Annotated in this window: 17 protein-coding genes; 11 read left to right on the forward strand and 6 right to left on the reverse strand. The window is 38.2% G+C overall.

Translation table 11 applies throughout. The annotated features are described in order from the left end of the window. Positions 1 to 55 precede the first annotated feature (55 nt). The gene (locus tag BR73_RS0103180) at positions 56 to 1,171 is read right to left on the reverse strand and encodes an IS110 family transposase (protein WP_033164370.1); all 1,116 of its coding nucleotides are present in this window, start codon (positions 1,169 to 1,171) and stop codon (positions 56 to 58) included. A 903-nt stretch (positions 1,172 to 2,074) separates the two neighbouring features. Between BR73_RS0103180 and BR73_RS29285 the strand changes: the two genes are divergently transcribed. Then, positions 2,075 to 5,362 carry a glycoside hydrolase family 38 C-terminal domain-containing protein gene (locus BR73_RS29285; RefSeq protein ID WP_033164371.1) on the forward strand — a complete coding sequence of 1,096 codons (3,288 nt, stop codon included), beginning with the start codon at positions 2,075 to 2,077 and terminating at the stop codon, positions 5,360 to 5,362. Positions 5,363 to 5,636: 274 nt separating this feature from the next. On the opposite strand, the gene BR73_RS0103190 is transcribed toward BR73_RS29285, so the two are convergent. Together BR73_RS0103190 and BR73_RS0103195 are read right to left on the reverse strand one after the other, a co-directional pair. After that, complete coding sequence (locus BR73_RS0103190; protein ID WP_033164372.1) at positions 5,637 to 7,646, reverse strand: KUP/HAK/KT family potassium transporter; 2,010 nt, start codon at positions 7,644 to 7,646, stop codon at positions 5,637 to 5,639. Between the two features lie 651 nt (positions 7,647 to 8,297). Further along, positions 8,298 to 9,182: an AraC family transcriptional regulator gene (locus BR73_RS0103195; protein WP_033167027.1), complete on the reverse strand. Its 885-nt coding sequence runs from the start codon at positions 9,180 to 9,182 to the stop codon at positions 8,298 to 8,300. 263 nt (positions 9,183 to 9,445) lie between these two features. Here BR73_RS0103195 and BR73_RS0103200 point away from each other — a divergent pair, with 263 nt between their 5' ends. The 8 genes from BR73_RS0103200 to BR73_RS0103235 all read left to right on the forward strand — a co-directional run bounded on the left by BR73_RS0103200 (position 9,446) and on the right by BR73_RS0103235 (position 21,907). Continuing rightward, complete coding sequence (locus tag BR73_RS0103200) at positions 9,446 to 10,369, forward strand: sugar phosphate nucleotidyltransferase (RefSeq protein ID WP_033164373.1); 924 nt, start codon at positions 9,446 to 9,448, stop codon at positions 10,367 to 10,369. Next, a complete protein-coding gene (locus BR73_RS0103205; protein WP_033164374.1) occupies positions 10,369 to 11,481 on the forward strand; it encodes an aminoglycoside phosphotransferase family protein in 1,113 nt (370 codons plus the stop codon). The genes BR73_RS0103200 and BR73_RS0103205 overlap by 1 nt, the downstream gene beginning before the upstream one ends. A gap of 376 nt (positions 11,482 to 11,857) precedes the next feature. Further along, positions 11,858 to 14,455: an ATP-dependent chaperone ClpB gene (gene clpB / locus BR73_RS0103210; protein WP_033164375.1), complete on the forward strand. Its 2,598-nt coding sequence runs from the start codon at positions 11,858 to 11,860 to the stop codon at positions 14,453 to 14,455. A gap of 523 nt (positions 14,456 to 14,978) precedes the next feature. Next, positions 14,979 to 15,956, forward strand: a complete 978-nt coding sequence (locus BR73_RS0103215) for a DHH family phosphoesterase (protein ID WP_033167028.1) — start codon at positions 14,979 to 14,981, stop codon at positions 15,954 to 15,956. A 519-nt stretch (positions 15,957 to 16,475) separates the two neighbouring features. Further along, on the forward strand, positions 16,476 to 18,068 hold the full coding sequence (locus BR73_RS0103220) for a DEAD/DEAH box helicase (protein WP_033164376.1): 1,593 nt from the start codon (positions 16,476 to 16,478) through the stop codon (positions 18,066 to 18,068). Between the two features lie 138 nt (positions 18,069 to 18,206). Further along, complete coding sequence (locus BR73_RS0103225; RefSeq protein ID WP_033164377.1) at positions 18,207 to 18,797, forward strand: hypothetical protein; 591 nt, start codon at positions 18,207 to 18,209, stop codon at positions 18,795 to 18,797. Positions 18,798 to 19,258: 461 nt separating this feature from the next. Beyond that, the gene (locus BR73_RS0103230; protein ID WP_278248522.1) at positions 19,259 to 20,452 is read left to right on the forward strand and encodes an AGE family epimerase/isomerase; all 1,194 of its coding nucleotides are present in this window, start codon (positions 19,259 to 19,261) and stop codon (positions 20,450 to 20,452) included. A gap of 291 nt (positions 20,453 to 20,743) precedes the next feature. Next, a complete protein-coding gene (locus BR73_RS0103235) occupies positions 20,744 to 21,907 on the forward strand; it encodes a glycosidase (protein ID WP_033164378.1) in 1,164 nt (387 codons plus the stop codon). Between the two features lie 447 nt (positions 21,908 to 22,354). On the opposite strand, the gene BR73_RS0103240 is transcribed toward BR73_RS0103235, so the two are convergent. Then, positions 22,355 to 23,017 (reverse strand): hypothetical protein, encoded by a 663-nt coding sequence (locus tag BR73_RS0103240; RefSeq protein WP_051684928.1) that lies wholly within the window; start codon positions 23,015 to 23,017, stop codon positions 22,355 to 22,357. Positions 23,018 to 23,030: 13 nt separating this feature from the next. Next, positions 23,031 to 23,879, reverse strand: a complete 849-nt coding sequence (locus tag BR73_RS0103245) for a hypothetical protein (RefSeq protein ID WP_033164379.1) — start codon at positions 23,877 to 23,879, stop codon at positions 23,031 to 23,033. A gap of 429 nt (positions 23,880 to 24,308) precedes the next feature. Between BR73_RS0103245 and BR73_RS29290 the strand changes: the two genes are divergently transcribed. Together BR73_RS29290 and BR73_RS27060 are read left to right on the forward strand one after the other, a co-directional pair. Beyond that, on the forward strand, positions 24,309 to 24,500 hold the full coding sequence (locus BR73_RS29290; RefSeq protein WP_278248536.1) for a helix-turn-helix transcriptional regulator: 192 nt from the start codon (positions 24,309 to 24,311) through the stop codon (positions 24,498 to 24,500). 29 nt (positions 24,501 to 24,529) lie between these two features. Then, on the forward strand, positions 24,530 to 25,330 hold the full coding sequence (locus tag BR73_RS27060) for a DUF4062 domain-containing protein (RefSeq protein WP_051684929.1): 801 nt from the start codon (positions 24,530 to 24,532) through the stop codon (positions 25,328 to 25,330). A gap of 280 nt (positions 25,331 to 25,610) precedes the next feature. Here the strand turns inward: BR73_RS27060 and BR73_RS0103265 are convergent, their stop codons facing one another. Then, a complete protein-coding gene (locus BR73_RS0103265) occupies positions 25,611 to 26,153 on the reverse strand; it encodes an NADH peroxidase (RefSeq protein ID WP_033164382.1) in 543 nt (180 codons plus the stop codon). Positions 26,154 to 26,343: the final 190 nt, after the last annotated feature.

The following is a 26,343-nucleotide window of genomic DNA, read 5'->3' on the forward strand; positions in this document are numbered from 1 at the left end:
CGCTTTAGCGGTGCGAAGCAGCCTTGACCGGAGTTGCCAGATAACATATCTCTTTTTATGCCATGTGATCTGTCATCAGACCCCATATGAAACAAGCCAATTCTCTAGCGACTGCTGTTGCTGCTACATTTCGATTCGTGTTATTTTTTAATGTCATCCTGTAAAACTTCCTTCGGAGTCTTTCGTTCGCTTTATCTGCATAGGCTATTACTTGTGCAGAATTTCCCTTCTGTCTTCTCTTTAGATCTAACGACTTATGTCCGATGGCACCTCTTGTATAACTTTGTGCCGATTCTACTAAAAGCTTTCTGATATGAGAATTTCCAGCTTTGGTAATACCTATTCGTTTCTGCTTTTCTCCACTGGAATCTTCCCCGGGTACAAGTCCCAGGTAGGCAGCATATTTTTCTGCTTTGGCGAATCGCACAAAATCGCCTGTCTCAACTACAACAGATAATGCCGTATGTGTTTTTACACCTATAAAACAACGAAGCTTCTTCACTTTTTCCTGATACCTCTCACCGCAAGCCAGTTCCTCTATTCTTTGGTCAAACCTTGCAATTTTATCGGTAAGATATTCGTAGGTAATAAAATATTCCTCCAGACTTTCTTGTATAAGGCCACCCAGATTTAAAGATTTTAACCAATCTATATGCTTAAGGGTCCAGTAGTTTTTACCCTCTGTAAAATGAAACCCTTGCCGGAGAACCAACGCCAGAATCTGTTGTTTTACGATTTTTAATGCTTTCTTGTTATCGTCACGCATACGGAGATATTCCTTTACCGCTTCGTCCTCTTCCGTTGGTATATGCACCGCACTATAGGTGTGAAATGCGAGGCATCTGGCTATATTACCTGCATCCTTTTTATCTGTTTTAACCCGGTTTGTATTAGTTATTCCCATGGTTGTCGGTGCTAGTATGATACATTTAACACCATGGTCTGTCAGCTGATGATATAACGTATAGCCAAGACATCCTGCTTCATATCCACAAACAAAGGTTACATCGTCTGTAAAACGAGCCCTTACCTGCTCCAGATATTTTAGAACCTGCCTATAATCAGGAGCTATCTTTTGGTGGTACTGAAGTTTATCCTCCTCAAATCTGTAGCAGCAAAGGTTGTAACTTTCCTTATGGACATCCATTCCGATATAAACTATACTATTCATTGTAGTGGCCTCCTTTTGTATGCGGTAATTCCTATCACCATTATTCTTAACAAGTAATAGTATATAGGTAAATCCACGATGGTGCAAATGTGTGGTCACTACATATTGTCTAATACCTTTCCATAGGCGCATTCGTTCTTTCTGGTTTGCGCAATTTGCCTGACACATGTGGGTTGAGGTTTTTTCGCTTTAATTATAAGGTTATCAATATGGACTTGTGGTAATAAGGACTTATGTCTATTAGGGCATAGGGTTTGATTTTTGGATGCAGTTATGCTGCTTTAGAGCAGCCTGGTGAGTTAAGTTATTAATGGCACCATGAATCATTTTTTTATATTTTATCGTGTAAACTTTTAATTTTTCTGTCCAGGCTTATATAGTAATATCATATATACTAACACCCAAAGTTTAAAATCAGTATTTATTATAATATAAAGTTTGTAGGAAATAAAAATTTTATACTAACAAGAAAGTTGATAGTAATAAGGGACTATGCTGGCACCTGTACTATAGTCAAGTGAGTTTTTACTAGCTCCAAAGTTGATAGAAATAAGGCTTTATATAACATTACAGATTATAGGAATAAGGTTTTTGAATAAAGGTTGCTATACCTATAAAATGGAGATGTTAGTTTGGTAGCAGTTTAATTATAAGTGTAAGTGTTATGTCCGTCAATTGCTGTTTATTATTTTATTGTGAAGGTATTAAGAAAATTAAAAGAGATAAAAAAATGAGATATTTTGAGTTGTTATTGGCATGAAAATAATGCGGGTCTTTATTATGATAAGGATACAAGAATGTTAAGGATATTGAATGATTGGATACAGAATGATAGGACACAGAATGATATGGATACAGACTATGATAAAATTATTGCTATGATAAAACTATAAGGAGGTTATTATGCCATACTATTTGCCTAATATGAAAGAAAGACTGCCCGGGGTACAGGATAGAATTAAGAAAGCCATATTTCAAATAATAGCACCTCTGGATATGAAGGTTTATCTGACACCGGAACCGGTTGCTTTTATGAACAGAACTACGGGTAAAGAGAAGAAGATTGAGATAGGTGATAGCTGGGGAGGCCTGTTTGAATGCGGGTGGTTTCATTTTACCGGTACCGTACCTGAGGATTGGGAGGCTGCAGCAGCTGGTGGTAATGATTTAGAGGCTATGGAATCTGTTCTGCTGATTGACATTAACGGAGAGCTTTGCGTAGTGGATGAGGAGGGGAAACCGGTAAGAGGTCTTACCAATGTTTCCTCAGAATATGACTATTCCTTAGGAAGGCCGGGAAAGACGGTGTTCCGCTTTAACAGAACTCTTAAGGCGGGGGAAAGGATAGATCTGTGGGCGGATGCCGGTTGTAATGACCTCTTTGGTAAATACCAGGACAGCGGAATCGTAAGGCAGGCTTTTATTGCAGCCTGCAACAAGGACTTAGAGCAGCTTTATTATGATTTCGAGGTGCTTCAGGAATTGATGCTTTTCTTAAGTGAGGATAAGGCCAGATATCACAGCCTCCTCCACAGCCTTAACCGGGCTGCCAATGAGCTTCGTCTCTATAACAATGAGGAAGCCAGAAGGGCGAGAGATATACTGAGCAAAGAACTGAAGAAGAAGGGCGGTGATCCTTCCCTTAAGATTAATGCCTTAGGACATGCACATATTGATCTTGCCTGGTTATGGCCGATAAGAGAAACCATTCGTAAAGGTGCCAGAACCTTCTCTACTGTACTCAGGAATATGGAAAGATATCCGGATTATGTCTTTGGTGCCAGTCAGGCCCAGCTGTATCAATGGGTCAAGGATTATTATCCTGCCCTCTATGATGAGGTAAAAGAGCGAATCAGAGAAGGCCGCTGGGAGGTTCAGGGTGCCATGTGGGTAGAAGCAGATACCAATATCTCCGGCGGTGAAGCACTGATTCGCCAGGTACTCCTTGGCAAACGTTTCTTCCAAGAGGAATTCGGTAAGGATATAAAGAATCTCTGGCTGCCGGATGTTTTTGGCTATACCGCTGCTTTACCTCAGATTTTAAAGAAATCCGGTGTGGATTATTTTATGACAATTAAGCTCTCCTGGAGTAAATTCAATAAACATCCCCATCATACTTTCTGGTGGGAAGGACTGGACGGCAGCAGGATTCTGGCACATATGCCGCCGGAGGGGAATTATAACAGTTCAGCAGCACCCCGAGCCGTTGTTAATTCTGAGAAGGAGTTTCTGGATAAGGGTATCGGCGACGAGTGTCTGCTGTTATTCGGAATCGGTGACGGCGGAGGCGGACCGGGAGAGGAGCATCTGGAACGACTTAAGAGAGAGAAGAACCTGGAGGGTCTTATTCCCGTATCCCAGGGACCGGCGCAGGCTTTCTTTGATAGAATTGATACAGAGGATTCTCTCTATAAGACCTGGAAGGGAGAACTGTATTTAGAGTTTCATCAGGGTACCTATACTTCTCAGGGGCGTAATAAAAGGTATAACAGGAAGATGGAGCTGGCTTTAAGAGAGCTTGAATTCGCAGCTGCATGGAATGTTTTAAAGACTGGTAATAAGAAGATTACAGAAGATATATATCCTTCTGACTTCCTTGACAAGACCTGGAAGGAAACCTTGCTATATCAGTTCCACGATATATTGCCAGGGTCCTCCATTGCCAGGGTATACAATGAATCTCTTGAACGATATGAGAAAATGCTGCTGGAAACAGAAGTGGCAGTAAAGGGAATGTATACTGCTCTTTATAACTTTAAGGAGAAGCAAGAGACAGGTACAGCTGGCAGTAAGGCAGCTGCCGGTAACTGTGTACGTGTCTTTAACTCCTTATCCTGGGAAAGGGAGGAATGGCTGTCTTATAATGATACCTGGATAAAAGCTAAGGTTCCGGCTATGGGATACCGTGTTCTGGTTGTTGAAGACCTAAAGGGTGGTACAATAACAGATACAGATACAGATACAGATACAGATACAGATACAGATACAGATATAGATACAACTATAGATACAGATACAGATATAGATATAAATATAGATACAGCTACAGTTGCAGGGCAGATCTTAGCTGACGGAACACCTGCAAGGCTGCCGTACAATGATAATATCCTCTATAATTCTAAGATTTCAGAGAAGCAGAATACACTTGAAAATGAAAGCTATGTTATAGTATTCTCACCCGATGGTTTCATCCAGTCTATCTATGATAAAGAAGAAAAGAGGGAAGTTATAGCGGCAGGAGAAACTGCAAACAAGCTGGTTATATATGAAGACCAGGGAGATGCCTGGGATTTCCCCATCTATTATGATGAGATACCCGGAGAGGCTTTAATTCTCACGGAGAGCAAAGTTTATCGTGAGGGGCCGAAGCTTATAAGGCTGAATCGTTTCCGCACTGCCTCCGGTGAATCTCAGTTGGAGCAGAAAGTAATCCTGACAGGAGAAAGCCGTCGTATTGACTTTGTAACCCAGGCGGATTGGAAGGAATGTGCTAAGATGCTTCGTACCTCCTTCCCTGTAAACCTAAGAGCCCAGGAAGCCACCTGTGAAATACAGTTTGGCAATATTAAACGTCCTACTCACCGAAATACCTCCTGGGATATGGCTAAATATGAAGTCAGCGCCCATAAGTGGGTGGATATGTCCCAGGGAGATTACGGAGTGGCTCTTTTGAATGATTGTAAATATGGTCATAAATTAAAGGATAATGTCATTGATCTGAATCTGTTAAGAAGCACTGCGTATCCAGATACAGCTGCTGATAAGGGAAGACATGAGTTTACTTATTCCCTGTATCCGCATAAAGGGGATTATATGGAAGGCAGAGTGGTTAGGGCAGGCTATGAACTGAATGTACCTCTTCAGGTTCTTCCGGCGAATGATTGTCCTATGACAGGAGAAGCTGAATCACTGGTATCAGTAGAGGCAGAGAATGTTATTATAGAAGCTGTTAAGAAATGTGAGGAAAGCGGGGATTTGATCCTGCGCCTGTATGAATGCCATGGAAGAGGAGTCAGAACCAAAATAAATCTGGCTTTTGAACCAGAAGATATACAGCTGGTAGATCTGATGGAAAAGGAGACCAGTCAGGCGGGGCTTGTGAAAGATACGGTAACAGGTAATTCCTGTACACTGGAATTCAAACCATTTGAGATAAATACCCTGAAAGTATCTTTGGGTTTAAAAAACTAAAGACTTTATGAAAGACTTTAAGAAGAAACTGATAGCTATTTTGGTTTAATCATTGGCTCTTTCATCGAGACTGTAATAGAATTGTGTATTTACTGATTTTCAAAGCATAGAACTACAAAATCCCAGAAATGCAGTAAAGGCTGAACACTTGCCTTGACTGCATTTCTGGGATTTTTTTGTTGAACTGTTAAGCCGAAAATCAGGGTTTGTGTAAAAAGCACCAGCACAAAGAACTTAAGATGTTCTGTGCTGGTGCTTTTTAGCATCACATAAATTATTCTGATTTTGAACTTCTTTTTAAGACCGTTCGGTTTGAATGACCAAGGATCATTGGAACCTTTTCAATATAAACATCACTGGTGTCAAGGCCAAACCAGTTTGACGGAGATACCGTGAACTTCTGTATAAAGAATTTGGTTCTTAACAAAAAGGAATCCCAGCCGGATAAAGAAGATTCATGGGAAAGCACTTCTTCAATAAACACAAAACGGAAGTCTCCCAGCTTACGATTGGGTATAATGGAATAAATATTGCACTGTTGCTCAATTTCCTTATTGTTTACTAGCTCTGTTGATATCTGCCGTAAGAATATATTAAGATTCTGTTCAACACGAAATCCAAGATTGATCTGGATATTAACAATATAGGAAGTCTTGAATTTTTCAACTACATAATCTGCCTGATAAGGCTCATCTGTTACATATACATTTACAAACCAATAGACATCCGCTTTTTTGGGCTTTTTATCCAGCAGGAAGTACATTACCTTACGTTCTACTTCTTTTGGATTGGGGCAGTTTGTCAGGCACACAAGGTTACTTGCATATTTCGGGATGTCCGGGTCATGGCGCAGCTGACTCAGCTGTTTGATATAATTTTCAATGGGCACGATTTCACGGTGACGCATCTTAATAATATGTGACCTATCCCAGATGTACATTATAAAGAGTATTGAAACTGCAATAATTACCGCAACAAAACCACCATGAAAGAACTTTATAATATTTGAGAGGAAGAACGATACCTCAAAGGACATAAAGAAAACCAGCATGATGACTGCAAGTATAACAGGTGTCTTTTTCTTCAGCATATAATTATATAACAGGATGGTGGTCATAAGCATGGTAACTGTAATGGCAAGACCGTAGGCCGCTTCCATTTTCTCAGAGCTTCGAAAGTATAGAACAATTCCGATACAGACCACACATAATATCCGGTTAACGGCAGGTATATATAACTGACCTTTTGTAGAGGAAGGGTATAGTGTATGTAGTCTTGGAAACAGATTCAGTTTTATTGCTTCTGATACTAGCGTAAAGGAACCTGAGATCAAAGCCTGGGATGCTATGATTGCAGCAAGGGTAGAGATTATAATGCCATACATTAAAAATCCTGAAGGAATCATCTGGTAAAACGGATTGATATCCTCTAACATTGCATGGGAAGGATTGTCTTTCGCTGATAAAATCCAGGCACCTTGACCAAAATAATTTAATAATAAGCTTATTTTAACAAAGGGCCATGTAAAATAGATGTTCTTCCGTCCAACGTGCCCAAGATCAGAATAGAGAGCCTCAGCACCTGTTGAACAAAGAAATACACTACCCAGTATAAAAAAACCAAGCTTATTATCATCACTGAACAGGATACTAATGGCATAATGGGGTGATAATGCCCGCAACAGAGAAAAGTTTCCTGCAAGGTTGATAATACCAAATAAAGCCAAACTGCCGAACCATAAAAACATAATAGGACCAAAGAGTCTTCCGATAAATTCAGTACCTATATGCTGAATAAAAAACAGCAGGCAGATGATTACAATAACAAGAATAACGATATTATTCTGATTGCCATAAAAAAAGTCATGAAAAACCGGGAGCAGCTTTAAGCCCTCTACAGCTGAAGTCACGGTAACTGCCGGTGTAAGCATACCATCTGCTAACAGGGCGGACCCGCCAATCATAGCAGGGATGACCAGCCATTTGGAACGGCTTCTTACCAGCGTAAAAAGAGAGAAGATACCACCTTCTCCATTGTTATCAGCTTTTAGTGTTATAAATACATATTTTATTGTTGTTAAAATAGTTAGCGTCCAAAATACCAAAGATAAGGTACCGAGAATAAAATCTTCTGATATATTTTCTAAACCACCGTTCCCGATAAGAACGGATCTTATTACATAAAGCGGTGAAGTACCGATATCTCCGTATACTACACCCAATGTTACTAGAATTCCACCCAGTGTAAGTTTGGACATTCTAGATTTTTTTGATGAAACTTCCATCTTAGGCTCCCGTCTGCGTGCTTTAACACGCGTACATTATCAGGGGGAGTGAAAGTGTCTCCGAGTGGCAGCCTTTCGATATTAAATTTAATTTCACTCTTTTACCCCTTTGCAAAAATGTTAATTAACCTTTCCAGCGCGTCAAAATGCTGGATTATAATTTTTCTTCATTTATATAGCACGAACTTGATCGAATATTTTCGGCTAAAAATATACTTGACCTTGTAAAGGCATTATAATGATATTGTTTACCTCTACCTTAAAAAATATTTTTATAATTAATGCCGTTTGTATGTTATAGCATAGCTGGCTGGCCTTATAAACTATGCTGCGGCTGTTTGATCATCTCCTGATTCTTACTTGAAATTATTAAGAAAAAACAACTTGCTTCTTTGGAATTATGACATTTTGAACTGAGGTTGCTTTGCTTAACGACGGAGTGAATTTTGTAACTCTTAACACTCCTGTAATATATTATAGTAATTGCTGTCATTTGTCTATTACTTAAGAGTAAAAGTGGAACAAAAATTATCAAAATTTCAGGTGTCTGATGTTAGCACCAGAGTATGCTTGAAAAATACCTGTGCCGGGTTCAGGTTCCGCTTTGGAGGCAAAGCAGTCAGAATGGTATAAGGATTTATCAAACCTGCTCTAGCATATTGATTTTACCGAGCATATATATTCAGAGGGAGTCATTCCTGTTGACTTTTTAAAATGCTTGGAGAAATAATGAACCGAAGAATATCCAAGCTTTTCGGAAAGTTCAGTAAAATTCAATTCCTCCTCCCGCATTATTCTTTTGGCTTCTTCAATCTTTAATTGCTTATAATATTCAATCACACCGGTACCGGCCCGGTTCTTAAAGGTAATTTTTAGGTTTGTCCTGCTCATATTTGCAAATCTGCATACATCTTCAAAAGTTATCCTGTCATAAATATTACTCTGCAGATAATTAATAATTCTATTGGTGATATTCTCTTCGGTTCTTTCCTTTGCTGCCGATGAGAGCCTGATTTCTTTTGTAATACTGGAATCCTTTCTGACCAGGTGGATAAGAAACATCTCAAGGTACAGCTTGATCAGCTGTTCACTACCAAAGGGTGAGGATTCCTGTCTTTCCAGTTTTTCCAGAGTTGAAATATTAAGAGGAGAAGAAAAGGAATTTTCAGCCTCCTTCATAATTTTCGCTAAGAGCTGTCTTTCACTGTCACCAATGGATAAGAGTTTATTTTCAAAAAATGACATGGAGGGTGAGGTACAGTAGAAAGATATGACCATCAGATTGGGAGCGGTTCTGCCATTTGCCCAGAGATTATGAAATTCATTGGGCTTATGAAAGATGACCTCTCCCTGCTTAAGCTTGTAACCTTCCGTATCTGCCATGATCTCAACCTCGCCTTTATCTACATAGACGAACTCCCAGAAATCATGGGATTCCCCTTCATAAATATAATCCCTGGCAAATTCAAAGTAATGAACTGTTACAATATCTTTTATTGTAAATTCCTCCGTAAGAGCTGTTTTCATATAATTCATAATATCACCTGAGTTTAAGATTATTAATTCGTAACCAAAATTCTTATCCTCCATAGATTACGATGGCATCAGACCTTTACCTGACTAAAATTACAAAATGATAGGCCTTTTCAACAAAGAATTTACGGTAAGAAAGAAATATAATTTATTGTAACAGACATAGAAATTTACTTCAATATAACGATTTATTTAACTAAGTGAGAATAGGAATATCAGCCATCATGAGTTTAGTGTCTGCCTTTGGCGGGGAAAGAGAGGAAGCAATGAACAAACCAACACTAGTGGTTATGGCAGCCGGTATGGGCAGCAGATATGGGGGCTTAAAGCAGATTGACCCAGTCGGACCAAATGGAGAAATAATTATGGAGTACTCCATTTACGATGCCCTGAAAGCAGGCTTTGGCAAAGTCGTATTTATAATCAAAAAGGAAACGGAGCAAATATTCCGGGAAGCAATCGGGGACAGGGTAAGTAAATTTATTGATACGGCTTATGTTTATCAGGAGCTGACGAAGGTTCCAAAGGGGTATGAGGTTCCGGCAGACAGAAGGAAACCCTGGGGTACAGGGCATGCGGTATTATGCTGTCAGGAGGTTGTAGATACTCCCTTTGCCGTAATCAATGCAGATGATTATTACGGTCTGTCCTCTTTTCAGGAGCTTGCTGATTTTCTTAGGAAAGCAAAAGATACGGAAAAGTATTTTCAATATGCCATGGTTGGATATATCCTGGAAAATACACTTACTGAATTTGGTACAGTGGCACGTGGTGTATGCGCTGTGGATGAAAGCGGTTATCTATTGGATATACAGGAAAGAACAAAGATTAAAAGAGAGGGAGACCGGGCGATGTATTACAGTGAGGAGGGAGACTTAGTAGAGCTTCCCCGGGAAAGTACGGTTTCCATGAATACCTGGGGATTTACTCCGAGTATCTTTCAAGGGCTTGAAGCCGGATTTAAGGAGTTTTTGGATAGTAATTCTGACAATATTCTTACTGCAGAGTACTTTTTACCCAATCTGGTCAATGCTATGATGAAGGAAGAGAAAGCCAAAGTAAAGGTGTTGACTTCAAGAGAACAATGGTATGGAGTAACCTATAAAGAGGATAAACCTGCGGTAAAAGCTGCAATCAGCCATCAGATTCTTACAGGAGTTTATCCGGAAAGATTATGGGGTAAGGAATAATGGAGCCAAAGTATAACTTTCAGGAAATTGTAAAGTCCTTTCAATACCAGGGAAATTTTATAAAAGCAGAACCCTATGGTTTTGGCCATATTAACAATACCTATGCAGTTTATTTTAAGAATCCCGAGGAAACCATACACAGGTATATATTGCAAAGAATAAATACCGGTATTTTCAAAGCACCTGAAAACCTGATGGAAAACATAGAAAATGTTACAGAACACATCAAAGGAAAGCTCAGGGACAAAGGTGGTAATCCAGAGCGGGAGACCTTAACCATAGTTAAGACAAAGGACGGCAATAGCTTCCACAAAAGTGAAAATGGAGACTATTGGAGGAGTTATTTGTTTATTGAAGAGGCACAGACCTATCAGCTGGTGGAAAACCCAAGCCATTTTTATAACGCTGGAAAGGCATTTGGAAGATTTGGACAGTACCTGGCGGATTATCCGGCTGAGAGCTTGTATGAGACAATCCCTGATTTCCATAATACCAGGAAGAGATATGAGGATTTTCTGGAAGCTGTAAGAAGGGATGCGAAAGGCAGGGTCAAAGAAGTACAAAAAGAAATACAGTTCATTATGGAAAGAGCTGATGATACGGAGGTTCTTGTGTCTCTTTTGGAGGCAGGAGCACTTTCCCTTCGTGTTACGCATAATGATACAAAGTTTAATAATGTTATGATCGACGATGCTACAGGGGAAGGTATCTGTGTTATTGATTTGGATACGGTAATGCCTGGGTTGCTGCTTTATGACTTTGGAGATGCAATCCGTTCCGGTGCAACAACTGCCAGGGAAGACGAGGAAGACTTGTCTGAGGTATGGCTGGATCTCACCTTGTTTGAAAGCTTCACGAAGGGATTTATAGAAACTGCCGGAGAAGCAATGACTGAAACGGAACTTGAGTATCTGCCTTTTTCAGCCAGGCTGATGACCCTTGAATGCGGTATGAGGTTCCTTGGGGATTATCTGAATGGCGATATCTATTTTAAGATCAGCAGGGAGAAGCACAATCTGGACCGTGCCAGGAATCAGTTAAAGCTGACGGCTGATATGGAGAAGAAGTTTGAGCTAATGAAGGAAATTGTAAACCATTCGAAGGGCAGATAAGCGTCTAGTCATTTGGGAAGAATGAACTCTTAAGACAATGGCGGGGAATATTTATAATAAAGAAAATGTTAGGTAGTTCCTGGTATACACTTTATTGAAAAAGTTCCGTAAGCAATTAAATAGTAAAAAAGAAAGAATATAAAAATCAGCAGTAATCTGATTTTTATATTCTTTCTTTTATTATACTATAAAGCGCCTCTGATGTTGGGTATTATAATATTCTATAATCAATAACTGAAATCGGTGTTTTCCAATTTTATGAACGTTTGAAATCTTTTTGATTACAGGAAAATTTTAAAATAGCTCTTGCATTTAATAATTACAAGTGTTATATTAGTTATAGAACAACCGAAAGTATTTAGAAGGGGGTAGTTAAATGAATATTAGCAAATTCACTCAGAATTCCATTCAGGTAGTCCAAAGCTGTGAGAAGCTGGCAATGGATTACGGACATCAGGAAATTGACCAGGAACATCTGCTGCTTAGTCTGCTGACCATAGAGGACAGCCTTATCATGAAACTCCTTAAGAAAATGGAGATAGTAGGAGAAGTCTTTACTGCACAGGTAGAGGGGCTTTTAAATAAAAGGCATAAGGTATCTGGCGGTCAGGTTTATATCAGTAATGATCTAAATAAAGTACTGATTTATGCGGAAGATGAAGCGAAGCGTATGGGAGATGAATATGTCTCCGTGGAGCATTTGTTTCTGAGTCTGTTTAAACAGCCGAATAAAGCCTTGAAGGAACTCTTTCAGACCTTTGGCATCTCCAGGGACAGCTTCTTAAAGGCTCTGCAATCTGTTAGAGGCAATCAGCGGGTAACCACTGACAATCCGGAGGCTACTTATGATACGCTGGAGAAATACGGCTCTGACCTGGTAGAAAGAGCGAAGGAACAAAAGCTTGATCCTGTAATCGGAAGAGATGCTGAAATTCGTAATGTTATAAGAATTTTATCCAGAAAGTCCAAGAATAATCCGGTTTTAATCGGAGAACCCGGTGTAGGTAAGACTGCCGTGGTGGAAGGCCTTGCTCAGAGAATTGTAAGAGGAGATGTTCCGGAGGGACTTAAGAATAAGAAGGTATTTGCACTGGATATGGGTGCACTGGTTGCAGGAGCGAAATACCGTGGTGAATTTGAAGAGAGATTAAAGGCTGTTCTTGAAGAGGTCAAAAACAGTGAAGGTGAGATCATTCTCTTTATCGATGAACTTCACACCATAGTAGGTGCCGGTAAGACAGAAGGTGCCATGGATGCCGGAAACATGTTAAAGCCTATGCTGGCAAGAGGCGAGCTTCACTGTATCGGTGCGACTACACTAAATGAATACCGCATGTATATTGAGAAGGATGCAGCACTTGAAAGACGTTTTCAGCCGGTTATGGTGGAAGAACCAACCGTTGAGGATACTATCTCTATTCTAAGAGGCTTAAAGGACCGTTATGAGGTCTTTCACGGAGTAAAGATAACAGACAGTGCCCTGGTGTCTGCCGCAGTCTTATCGAACAGATATATCTCTGACCGTTTTCTACCGGATAAAGCCATTGACCTGGTGGATGAAGCCTGTGCCCTCATTAAGACGGAACTTGATTCCCTGCCTACGGAGCTTGACGATATCAGCAGGCATATCATGCAGCTTGAGATAGAAGAAGCAGCCCTTAAGAAAGAAACAGACCGTTTAAGTCTGGAGCGCCTTGAGAGCCTGCAAAGAGAGCTGGCAGAAGAAAAAGAACAGTTCGCAGCGGGGAAGGCAGTATGGGACAATGAAAAATCCTCCGTGGAAAAAGTGCAGAAGTTAAGGGAAGAGCTGGAGAGTCTGAATAATGAGATAGAGATAGCTGAAAGAAACTATGACCTGAATAAAGCCGCAGAATTAAAATACGGTAAGCTTCCCCAAATAACCAGGTTACTGCAGGAAGAAGAAGAGAAGGTTAAAAAGGAGGGTCACACGCTTGTCCATGAGAGCGTAAGTGAAGAAGAAATCTCAAAGATCGTATCCCGATGGACCGGTATTCCTGTTTCCAAGCTGACGGAAAGCGAGAGGGCGAAGACCCTTCATCTGGATGCAGAACTGCATAAACGTGTAATGGGACAGAACGAGGGAGTAAGACTGGTTGCAGATGCTATCCTAAGGTCCAAAGCCGGTATCAAAGACCCTTCTAAACCCATAGGTTCCTTCTTATTCCTGGGTCCTACCGGTGTTGGTAAGACAGAGCTAGCCAAAGCACTGGCAGAAGCTCTCTTTGACAATGAGCAGAATATGGTTCGCATCGATATGAGTGAATATATGGAGAAATATTCGGTATCCAGGTTGATCGGAGCACCTCCCGGTTATGTAGGTTACGAAGAAGGAGGACAGTTGACGGAAGCAGTCAGGAGAAAACCTTATTCCGTAGTACTGTTCGATGAGATTGAAAAGGCTCATCCCGATGTGTTTAATGTACTGCTCCAGGTATTGGATGACGGACGTATTACAGATTCACAGGGAAGAACCGTAGATTTTAAGAATACCATTCTTATAATGACCTCCAATATAGGCTCTTCCTATCTTTTGGAAGGTATCGGAGAAACGGGAAATATTATGGAGGGCTGCAAAGAACTTGTAATGAATGATTTGAGGAACCATTTCCGGCCGGAATTCTTAAACCGTCTGGATGAAATTATCCTGTTTAAACCATTATCACCAAAGGATATCAGAGGAATCATAGAACTGTTGATTGGTGAGCTTAACAAACGGCTGTCCGACCGACAAATAACCATAGAGCTGACGGAAGCTGCCAAGGATTTTGTAGTAGAAGAAGCATATGACCCTGTCTATGGTGCAAGGCCACTAAAACGGTATCTGCAAAAGAATGTGGAGACCTTAAGTGCCAGATTAATCTTAAGTGATGAAGTGGATGCGGAAGATACAATAGTAATTGATGTAAGCGATAACAGGCTTACAGGCAGTGTCAGAAAAGCAGTGTCTGTCTAATTATAGTTTGAGTCCTGCCCCCTGTGAAGCTAACAGCGCTTAGTTAATCAATTGCAAAGTCTATGTAATTAAAATCAGAAGGCAGTACTATATATAAGCAGTATTATATATTATTGGTAGTATTATCATTTGTAGAAGAAGTGAAGAAGTAGAAAAAGTATAGTATTTGAAAACTGTACAATTTGAGGGATAGGCTATATCAGCGGGAGAAAGACTCGCTGATAAACCTATCCTTTTTTGATGTCATTGAGATATGCGTCCTGTTATAAAAGCCCTGCCGGCCTGGAGGCGCAGGACACCCTGAAGGAGGATAATCAGCTATGGTAACAGCACATTATGTTAGTATCTGGGCAAGTCAGACTCTTTGTTGCATTTCAGCATAAGGCAATAAACCTCAGAGTAGTGTATAAAATGTGTAAATAATGGTTTTTCGTGCATTTTACCATGTAATAGTATATAATACCCATAAATGGCATATCAGCAGCATATGTTATAGAAGGCTTTGGTGACTGGGGGTATGAAAGTGACAAAGTTAGATAACCTGATATCGTTAATAAAAAATAAACATGTTTATATACAAACACATAATTATCCGGATCAGGATGCTTTGGCTTCCGCCTTTGGTCTGGCAGCACTCTTAAAGAACAGGGGAATTAACGCAACCATCTGTTACAGCGGACAGATTGATAAGTATAATACCCTTAAGATGGTGGAGCTGATCCCCATTCCTGTCAGGAGAGGAGAAGAACTAATCATAACAGCAATGGATGAGATTCTTTTGGTGGATTCCCAGGAGGGAAATATTAATGTAAAGAAGTTCCCCGGGAAAATCATAGCCTGTATAGATCACCACCCTCTGCAGGAGACAGACAGCTATCGTTTCTTTGATATTCGCAGTACCATGGGTTCCTGTGCTTCCATTATCGGTGAATATTTTATGGAAAATGACATAGAGCCGGAAGAGCCGGTAGCAACGGCCCTTACCTATGGAATTAAAATGGATACAGGAAATCTGACCAGAAGAGTATCGGAGCGGGATGTAGAAGTATTCAGCTTTCTCTTTAGAAGGGCAGATGAAGAGAAATTGCGGGAGTTAGACAAAAGTTCCCTAACAAAAGATGATCTCAATGCCTATAAAGAAGCAATAACCAATTTAAAGATCTATGGCAGGTTAGGAATCGTAAAGATTGGAAATGATTACTCCGAAGCTATCCTTGCCAGTATTTCAGACTTTCTCCTTAGTCTCTCGGAACTGGATGTGACTTTAGTATATGCTTACCGGGTAGGGGGCCTGAAATTTTCCATCCGCAGTGCGACTCCTTTGATTGATGCCGGAAAAGCAATTAAATGGGCACTGAAAGGACTTGGTGACGGAGGCGGTCATGCCGTAATGGCAGCAGGCTTTATTCCGGGACTTGATACGGAAACTTCTATCTATAATATGTCCTCTCTGGTAGAACAGCGCCTGATTCAATATGTTGCGAAAAAAATAATTGACTAATGTATTTAATCGTGATATAATACCAACGGTACATTTATCTGGATTAAGCATCTGGAGCAAAGGAATAATTACGGAATACAGCTAATATAAGATATAGAGCTCTCTGTCCTAATCGACCAAGAGCTTTTTTTATGGGTTAAAGCTCCTTTTATAGATGAATATCTTTTTACAGATGCTTATATATAAGTTACAATTATTTTATCCAAATTTCACATAAAAGCTTTGAGATGCAGAATGAAACTTCTAACAATAATAAAGGAATGAAGTTTTATAAAAATTAAAAGACCGGCAAAACTTTAAGTGTTAAAGTATTGCCACGGAAAATGGAGAAATATAACTTATACAGCGGTTCTAATAACTTAATGGAAGTCTGTGTGCAGTAAAGATTAGCAGTAAATTATGTAAGGCTGCACATTAAGACTGATAAGAGCGGGATACTAATTATAAGCAGATTGATGAAATTATACAGCCGCAGCAGGATAAACACTGAAAGAATTCAAGAATAGAAAGGGTATATTTATGAACACAGTTAGATTTGAAGAGTTAGGGCTCAGCGAGCCGATATTAAAAGCTATCGTAGATATGGGCTTTGAAGAAGCCTCTCCCATACAGGCCAATGCAATACCGGTTATACTGGAGGGAAAAGACATTGTAGGACAGGCACAGACAGGTACTGGTAAAACAGCAGCCTTTGGTATACCTCTGTTAGAGGCAATAGATATGAAGAATAAACATTTACAGGCAGTGGTATTAAGCCCCACAAGAGAGCTTGCCATTCAGATAGCCGAAGAAATAAGAAATCTCGGTAAATACATGCATGGAATCAAAGTACTTCCTATATACGGCGGACAGGAAATTTCCAAGCAGATTCGTTCCTTAAAGGCTGGAACACAGATCGTAATCGGTACTCCTGGCCGTGTAATGGATCACATGAGAAGAAAGACCGTTAAGTTCGATGAAGTAAAATTAATTGTATTAGATGAAGCAGATGAAATGCTTAACATGGGATTCCGTGAGGATATCGAGACCATCCTAAAGGATGTTCCCGAAGAGAGACAGACAGTACTCTTCTCCGCTACCATGCCAAAGCCTATTATGGACATTGCAAGAACTTATCAGAAGGATGCCCAGATTATCAAGGTGGTTAAGAAGGAACTTACAGTTCCCAAGATTGAGCAGTATTATTATGATGTAAAACCTAAGAACAAAGACGAAGTATTATGCAGACTTCTTGATATGTATGATCCTAAGTTATCCCTGGTTTTCTGTAACACAAAGCGACAGGTGGATGAACTGGTATCCGTTCTTCAGGGAAGAGGATATTTTGCAGAAGGTCTTCACGGAGATTTGAAGCAGCAGCAGCGTGACAGGGTTATGCACAGCTTCCGTAACGGCAAAACTGAAATTCTGGTAGCTACAGATGTTGCAGCCAGAGGTATAGACGTTGACGATGTAGAAGCGGTATTTAACTTTGATGTGCCCCAGGACGATGAATATTATGTTCACCGAATCGGAAGAACCGGAAGAGCCGGAAGAACCGGAAGGGCCTTTACCTTAGTAGTAGGTAAAGAAGTATACAAATTAAAAGATATCCAGAGATATTGCAAGACTAAGATATTAGCACAGCCCATACCGTCCATTAATGACGTAACAGCAGTAAAAGCTGAAAAGATCCTGGATCGTATTCAGAACATTCTCGCTGATGAGGACTTGACAAAAATGGTGGAAATCATTGAAGAAAGAGTTAATACGGCGGATTGTACTGCTCTTGATATTGCAGCAGCTTTCCTTAAGCTGTCCATGGGCGATGAGAACGAGCAGATTGAAGAAAAAGCAGCTTTTGAAGATTACGGTGATACCGGAGCAGAAGCCGGAATGGTAAGGCTCTTTATCAACATCGGAAAGAAGCAGAACACAAGACCGGGAGATATCCTGGGTGCTATTGCCGGTGAAACCGGAATGCCTGGTAAATTAATCGGCTCCATCGATATGTATGATAAATATACCTTCGTGGAAGTACCAAGAGAATATGCTTCTGATGTAATCCAGGTAATGAAGGATGCAAAGATTAAAGGCAAGAGCATTAATATCGAACCTGCCAATAGAAAGTAATATGTAATATGTACAGGCTGTTCCTTTTTGGAACAGCCTTATTGTTGTATTTTCTCATATTTGGTTGAATTATGAAGTATATAATTGTAAACTGAGATATTTTATAATATAATGAAAAAAATACAAAGATGGGTATTTATGAGAAAGAAGTTTAGTTATATCATTGTCAGCGGTATTTTATGCTGCAGTTTATTTTTCAGTACACAGGCAGTTACAGCCAAAACAGCTGATACGAAGGAAAAGGCGTTAAAAGCCTATGAAGAGCTCCTGGTAAAGGACCCCTATGCAGATGACATGGAGGGAGGATTCTCCGCAGAAACCTTCAGCGTTAAGGATATAACAGGAGATGACCTTCCGGAACTCATTATAAACGGTGATGCTCCTCAAATCTTTACCTACAAAGATGGTGAGGTTAGATGGATTTACAATTCCTGGGTTTTAAGCACTATGTATTATTCCGAGAAGACAAATAATGTAATGAACTATTACTCCTGGAATGGAGAAAGTAGCTACAGTATTTATAAATACGATAAAAAGACCGGTGAGTATTCATCCATAATCAGCCTTACCAGCAAAAACAAAAAATACTATACATATAAAGATGGTAAAGAAGTAAAGATTACAAAAAAAGAGTTTGACAGCTATATTAAAAAATATATGCCTAAAAAAGAAGAGCTAAAGACTCCTAATAAGAATACTGATAAAAACAGAAGCAAGTATTTAAAATAACGAAAGCTTTGTTAAGCTCTTTGAGATTAATTAAGATTACTACTAATTACATAATAAGTAAATATGATCCCTTACTACTTAATTAAGGATATACTTCTTGTATTAAACAGTTCGAATATAGACTGTCTGTTACAAAGGAGATTAAGTAGTAAGGGATTATTTTAAGGGATTACAAGATAACATAATCCAGAGCGGCTCTCCTCCTCTCTCCATAACTTACCGGAGCCGTAACATATAGCGAATTTAAGAAAAAAGATAATTTTAAGAAGATAATAAGTTAAGTAATTTTTTCTTTTTAGATTAGGATATACTATCTTTAATCCCTGAGAACCAGATAAAGAAAAATAAAATGCACTAAATATGCACTATAAAATCACATATAAATATGCAATAAAAGTGAACTAACTTCTTGTATTTGCTCAAAACTATGTTATAATAACCATGAAAGCGAAGGTAAAAATTTGAAAGGACGTGAAGATACAGTGTTTATTAATGAAGTTAAAGAGAATCTAACACAGCAGATAATTCCCTTCTGGAAGAGTTTTAAGGATGAAAAATTCGGGGGCTATTACGGATTTTACGATTTTGACTTAAATTTGCACAAAGAAGCAATAAAAGGTGTAATATTAAACAGCAGAATATTATGGTTTTTCACTAATGCATATACCACAATAGGAGATAAAGAGTGCTTAGAGCATGCAAAACATGCATATGAATTTCTGAAAGACCATTGCCTGGACAAGGAATACGGCGGTGTATACTGGTCACTTACCTATGACGGCAAGCCAGAGGATTCCATAAAGCATACCTATAATCAGGCTTTTGCTATCTATGCCCTGTCTTCTTACTATGGAGCCACTGGTGACAAAGAGGCTCTTAGCATCGCGTATGACTTATACAAACTTATTGAAAACAAATGCAAGGACTCTGTTGGATATCTGGAAGCCTTCGACAGAACCTTCCAGCCTGTAGATAATGAGAAATTATCTGAGAACGGACTGTTAGCCAGCAAGACTATGAATACCCTGCTTCATGTATTTGAAGCATATACAGAACTTTACCGTGTGGATAAAAATCCCCAGGTAGGTGAGGATTTAAAATGGATGATGGATCAGTTTGCGGATGCGCTTTACAATAAAGAGAGCAGGATTTTAGAGGTATTCTTTGATGAGAACATGAAGTCTATTTCGGATCTTAACTCTTATGGACATGATATAGAAGCTTCCTGGCTGATTGACAGAGGCTGTGAAGTTCTTGGAGATGAAGCGTATACAAAGAAAATGTTTGCTGTAACCGAAGCCTTAAGACAGCACATATTAGAGGTAGGATATGACGGTTTCTCTTTGAATAATGAGGATTTTAAAGGTGAGATAGATACAACCAAGATCTGGTGGGTACAGGCAGAGGCACTCCTTGGCTTTATCAACGGCTATCAGCTTACACCTGAAAGAGAAGATTACTTAAGTGCTGGAAAGACTATCTGGAATTTCATCAAAGAGTATATTATCGATAAGAGAGAAGGCTCTGAATGGTTCTATGACCTTGATAAAGATGGACATCCTGTTAGCAGGAAGGAAATCGTCGGACCTTGGAAATGCCCTTATCACAACGGAAGAATGTGCTTTGAAGTTATTAAGAGAGGCATTGACTGGTAAGAAGCGACCATTGATAGGAAGAAAAATAATAAAAAGAAATATTTTTTAAATCAAGTTTAAGAAGCAGTAACGTAAAAGAAGAAATCAAGTTTAAGAAGAAGTAATGTAAAAAAGAATCATATTTAAGAAGAAATAATATAAAGAAGAAATCGTGTTTAGGAAGTATTAAGTAAAAATGTGTTCGATGTAATAATGAAATCATGCTTAAAAAGAAATAATATAAAAAGACTTTATGGTAAAAATACATTGAAAAGTTGAATGCAAAAGAAACAATCGAAAGGAAGGCAGAAAATGCATCCCAATTATTACGTACAGTTAGAGAAATACAATAAGTTAGTTAATAAGAGTAATGAAGTAAGCCCTATCTTTAACGGTATCTATGACAGATATGTTAATCCCGTGCTTACCAATGAGCATATTCCCCTGTTCTGGAAATACGATTTAAACGAGGAGACGAATCCATATTTTATGGAACGTCTTGGTGTAAATGCGGTATTTAATTCCGGAGCGATTGAATTAAACGGAAAATATTATCTGGTTGCCAGAATTGAAGGAAATGACAGAAAATCCTTCTTTGGTGTAGCAGAAAGCGACAGTCCTACAGAAGGCTTTAAATTCTGGGATTATCCTATCCTTCTTCCTGATACCTGCAAGGAAGAGACCAATGTCTATGACATGAGGCTTACCAAACATGAAGACGGTTATATTTACGGTGTATTCTGCTCTGAAAGCAAGGACACTACAAGTTCTGATCTTTCCGCTGCCAAAGCAGAAGCCGGAATTGTAAGAACCAAGGATTTAAAGACCTGGGAGAGACTTCCCAATTTAAAGACCTTAAGATCTCCTCAGCAGAGAAATGTAGTACTTCATCCTGAATTCATTAATGGAAAATATGCTTTCTATACCAGACCTATGGATGATTTTATTAATACAGGTTCCGGCGGCGGTATTGGCTTCGGCTACTGTGATGATATTACCAATGCGGTAATCGATGAAGAAATCATTACAAGTGAGAGAAAGTACCATACCATAACAGAAGCAAAAAACGGTGCAGGTGCAGTTCCTATTAAGACAGAAAAAGGCTGGCTTCATATCGCACACGGCGTACGTAATACAGCAGCGGGACTTCGTTATGTTATCTACGTTTTTGCAACGGATTTAAAAGATCCTGCGAAAGTGATAGCAGAACCCTCCGGTTTCTTCATAGCTCCTTTAGGTGAAGAAAGAGTCGGTGATGTATCCAATGTAGCTTTTACAAACGGTGCCATTGCAAAAGATAACGGAGAAGTATATATCTATTACGCTTCTTCCGATACAAGGCTTCATGTAGCGGCAACAACTATTGACAAGCTATTGGATTATACTTTTAATACTCCTGTTGATCCTCTTCGTTCCGTGGACTGTGTGAAGCAGAGATGTGATTTTATTGCTAAGAATCTGGAATATTTAAAGTAAGCTTAAAGGCTGATTTTTCTGCGAAGATGAATCAGCCCTTTTCTGTATGCTTGTAGAAACTACTAATTTGGAAAGAGGTTATAATTGGTTTTATACTCTCTTGCTTTCGTATTTTAACAGAGCCTTATGACAGTATCCTGCAGATAAAATACTTCAAGAGGATAGACGGTAAAATGCTGTATACACGAAAAGAGGAAGGTCCAGGGGGAGCTTCCTCTTTTCGTGTATGTATTTAATTTAGCATTAGTTAAATTATTATTGAATAAGGTCACGTATAATGAAAAGGAGTACTTCTTACTTTCCGAAATATCTTTCAAGTAAACCGGCAAATGCCTTACCATGTCTGGCTTCAACCAGGGACTCTAATTTATTATGTTGGGATTTCAAGGGATTGAACGGTCAGAGGTCTCATTTCCCGCGTATTTCCCTTGAGTTTTTCTGGTTTTTTTACCTTGATTTAAAAGGATTTCTCTTTGCTTTTTGATTTGAATTTGTTGTACCCTGCTGTATTTGTGAATCAAATACTTCCCCGTAAAAATTACTTATATAATTCACAATTTGAGATTCGCTTTGAGCTTTGTTTTTTTCTTCAGTGGTAAATTGTAGCTCTTCGCCAAGAATTCCATTTTCTTCAAGAGTAATAGCCCAATCAAGTATTTTATTTTTTACTTGCTCTATTATATTGCTAAGTGAATTTTTTGAAATCATAAGTGAATATACAGTTTCAAAATCAGTCAATTTATTGAAATATGCAGTCATTTCCGCAGGAATAGAAATTGATAATTGTGAATGTCCCTCTGATAACAAGCTATTAAGACTTGGTATTGAATCCGGTATTCTTCTTGTATTAAACATTGTTTCCAATTCATTATTAGGAGCAACAACTGGAATCCATCCATGATAAGGATTCCAAGCCTTCAATTCGCCTCTAATTTCTCTATAATCTGGGATATTACTACCATTTCTATATCCATTTAATTCATTATTTAACCATTCTTGAAAATCCTTTAAATCTAATTTTCTAGCAATAAGACTTGATTTTCTTAAAAGTGATAGTATATCAGCATCACTTTTTAAAGCCTCTTCTTGTAAATCTATAACAATAGCCATAATCCACTTCCTCCTACCAAATAGGTAATTGAGCTATCATAGTACAGATTCCAGTAGCTATAATATTTTCACCAACACCAATAGCTATATCCTTTAGAAGGCTCAATGCTTTCTTTATCTTCATTGGTTCTTCCTTTTTTTGGACCATTTGAATTGTATCAGATACAATCTCTTTAACCTGTTCTGCTTTTCCTGCAAATTCCTCTTGGAAACCAGTAGAGTTTGCTGCTCTTTGAATTTTGTTTAATACATCCATTACTTTATCATAATCAAAATTATTTTCAACTGTCATTGTTTGGCTTGAATTTATAGTGCCTTGTTGTATCTGTGAGCCTGTAATAGGAGCAGAAAAACTCAAAGTATTGTTAATAAAATTTCCCTTTTCCATATAATTCTCCAATCTAGATGCTGCATTACCAGCGTCTTGCAGTGTAACAAAATAATCTCTACCTTCGGAGTAAATTTTTTCTGCGACCTGAAAATCTGGATTTCCATAATCTTTCCATAAATGCTCATCTTTATAAGTCTTACCATATTCACGATTATATTCTCTGGATTTTCTTCCAATATTTCTAAGTAATATAACTTCTTTTTCAGTTATGCAATTATTCTCAATGGATTTTTTCACTATGTTTAAATCATATAAAATTGTGTCAAAATAAGATATTGTTGTAAGTATAGTCATCTGAAAATCAAAAGGTATTTTGTCCCAAAATAGGCTAATATCTAGCTTCTCTCTTTGGGTCAATATAAAAGCTTTTCTATCAGAAGTATAATCTATCCAGCCATTTATATCACCCAAAATATCCAATAAAGATTGTTCTTCATATGATGTTGCTCCACCAATAATTCCTTGTGCCATATTTCTATCCCCCTCTAAGTAATTACCTTATTATACCATAATATGCTAAAAAAGTCGCCTACTAATTGTAAACGACTTTTTAGAAGGTATCTCACTTTAACACTTTAAAAATATTTAAAATTGTACGGAAGTTAATTGAGATATTTATTATAAATGAGCCATTTGATACATATGATAAAACTTAACCTTATCTAATATTTTGTAAATTTTATAAATAACATCTTCATTAATACTGCACAATAAAAATTCTTTAGTCGGAATTGCATCATAATACTGATGGCGCCAAATTGATAACAGAACTTTCTCAGAACTACTTAAGTTTTCTTCATAATCTGAATATTTAATATCTGTAATTAAATCCTGCTCTTCATCAATAGCCCAGTAATCTTCAAATAATAAGAGTTTAGGGAATATTATATAAATATAGGACTGAAAGTTTCTTATTATAGAAAACGTAAAGGTTATACTCAAGAACAGATGGCAGCTAAAATGGAAGTTGCAACCTCGTTTATAGGTCAAATAGAGGCACCAAACATTTACAAATCCATATCTCTTGACACGCTCTTTAGAATTGCTAGAATTCTAGAAGTGGAACCGTATAAATTTCTTATATTTGATTGATAGATTTTACAGAATACTTAGGAGATAATATGAATAAAAAATTACAAGTTTTTATATCATCTACATATGTTGATTTACAAGAAGAAAGACAAAGTGCAGTACAAGCTATCCTAGATGCAGGTCATATTCCAGCTGGAATGGAATTGTTCAGAGCGGGAAATAATTCACAATTAGAAGTGGTTAAGAAATGGATTGATGAATCAGATGTGTATATGTTAATTTTGGGCGGAAGGTATGGTAGTATAGAACCTGTATCACAAAAAAGTTATACTCAATTAGAATATGAATATGCAATTTCTAAAGGGATACCTGTCTTTGCTGTTATTTTAAGCGAAAAATTATTACATAAAAAGGCTGCTATGGATACAAGAGAGGAATACTTTGAGAAAATTAATTGTGAGAAATATTCAGAATTCAAAGAGTTGGTTTTATCAAAGATAGTGAGATTTATAGATAATATTAAAGATATTAACATAGCTGTATTATCAACATTAAATGATTTTGAAAAAAATTGTAATCTAAAGGGCTGGATTAAAGAAGAAAAAGAAGTAATAATTACTGATGTTTTACATAAATGTTATAAGTGCGGTAAAGAGGAAATTCTGCCAAGTTCAATAGATTATGAAGAGCAAAAAGGCTTTGACTATTTAATAAAAATAAATCAATGGCATACAGTAGACGCAGGGGAGCCAGGTTATGGAAGTGTATTAGATACTTTCAATCTGAAATTTGAGTTATGCGATGAGTGTCTTGAAAAATTTATTGATAGTTTTAAGTTTTCAAATATGATTTATGGGGAAAACTACTATGATAATGAAAATCAAACCTAAAAAAGCCAAACTCTTTTAAGTACAGTAAAATCAACGCTTCTAGCCATTCTCAAGGGAAATTTCCCTTGAGTACCTCGTATTGGCTTATAAAACCGCTGTTATTTCCCACGGATTTCCCTTGAGATTTTATAATTGAGTATCAGCACCATTTCAACGTAAAAAGAAGATAGGCTCCTTGGGAGGGAACCTATCTCTTTTTTGGGAACAATATATAAGGGGGAAAGTGTATATAATGAGGGGTTAGATACACTTTAGATGTAAGCAAAATTAAATCTATGAATTAACCAAAATATCTGTTAAGTAATCCCTGAAATGCCTTGCCATGTCTTGCTTCGTCTCTTGCCATTTCATGAACAGTGTCATGAATAGCGTCAAGGTTAGCAGCCTTTGCACGTTTTGCAAGGTCAGTCTTTCCAGCAGTAGCGCCGTTCTCAGCATCTACTCTGAGCTCAAGATTTTTCTTGGTGCTGGGAGTAATAACTTCACCTAAAAGCTCTGCAAATTTTGCAGCATGTTCAGCTTCTTCAAAAGCAGCCTTTTCATAATATAAACCGATTTCAGGATATCCTTCTCTATGTGCTACTCTGGCCATTGCTAAGTACATACCTACTTCGGTACATTCACCTGTGAAATTAGCTCTTAAATCTTTTAAGATATCTTCGCTTACACCCTGTGCTACGCCAACAACGTGCTCAGCAGCCCAAGTCATATCTCCGCTCTGCTCTGTAAATTTAGCAGAAGGTGCCTTACATACTGGACATTGCTCCGGTGCTGAATCTCCTTCATGAACATAACCACAAACCTGACAGACAAATTTCTTCATTGTATTAATCTCCTTTGATATTTATTAATATAGTAACAATTACTGTTATTATGTTATTATAATATCTTATAGAAGTCAACCCTTTTTTATAAAAAATTATCATTAATCCTGAAATATTCATGGCGATAAAAAAACAATAGGTTTCATCACCAAAAGTTACTTTTAACGATTTTATAGATATTTTCCCTAT

It is taken from the genome of Clostridium sp. KNHs205, assembly GCF_000702945.1.
Lineage (GTDB): Bacteria > Bacillota > Clostridia > Lachnospirales > Lachnospiraceae > Anaerocolumna.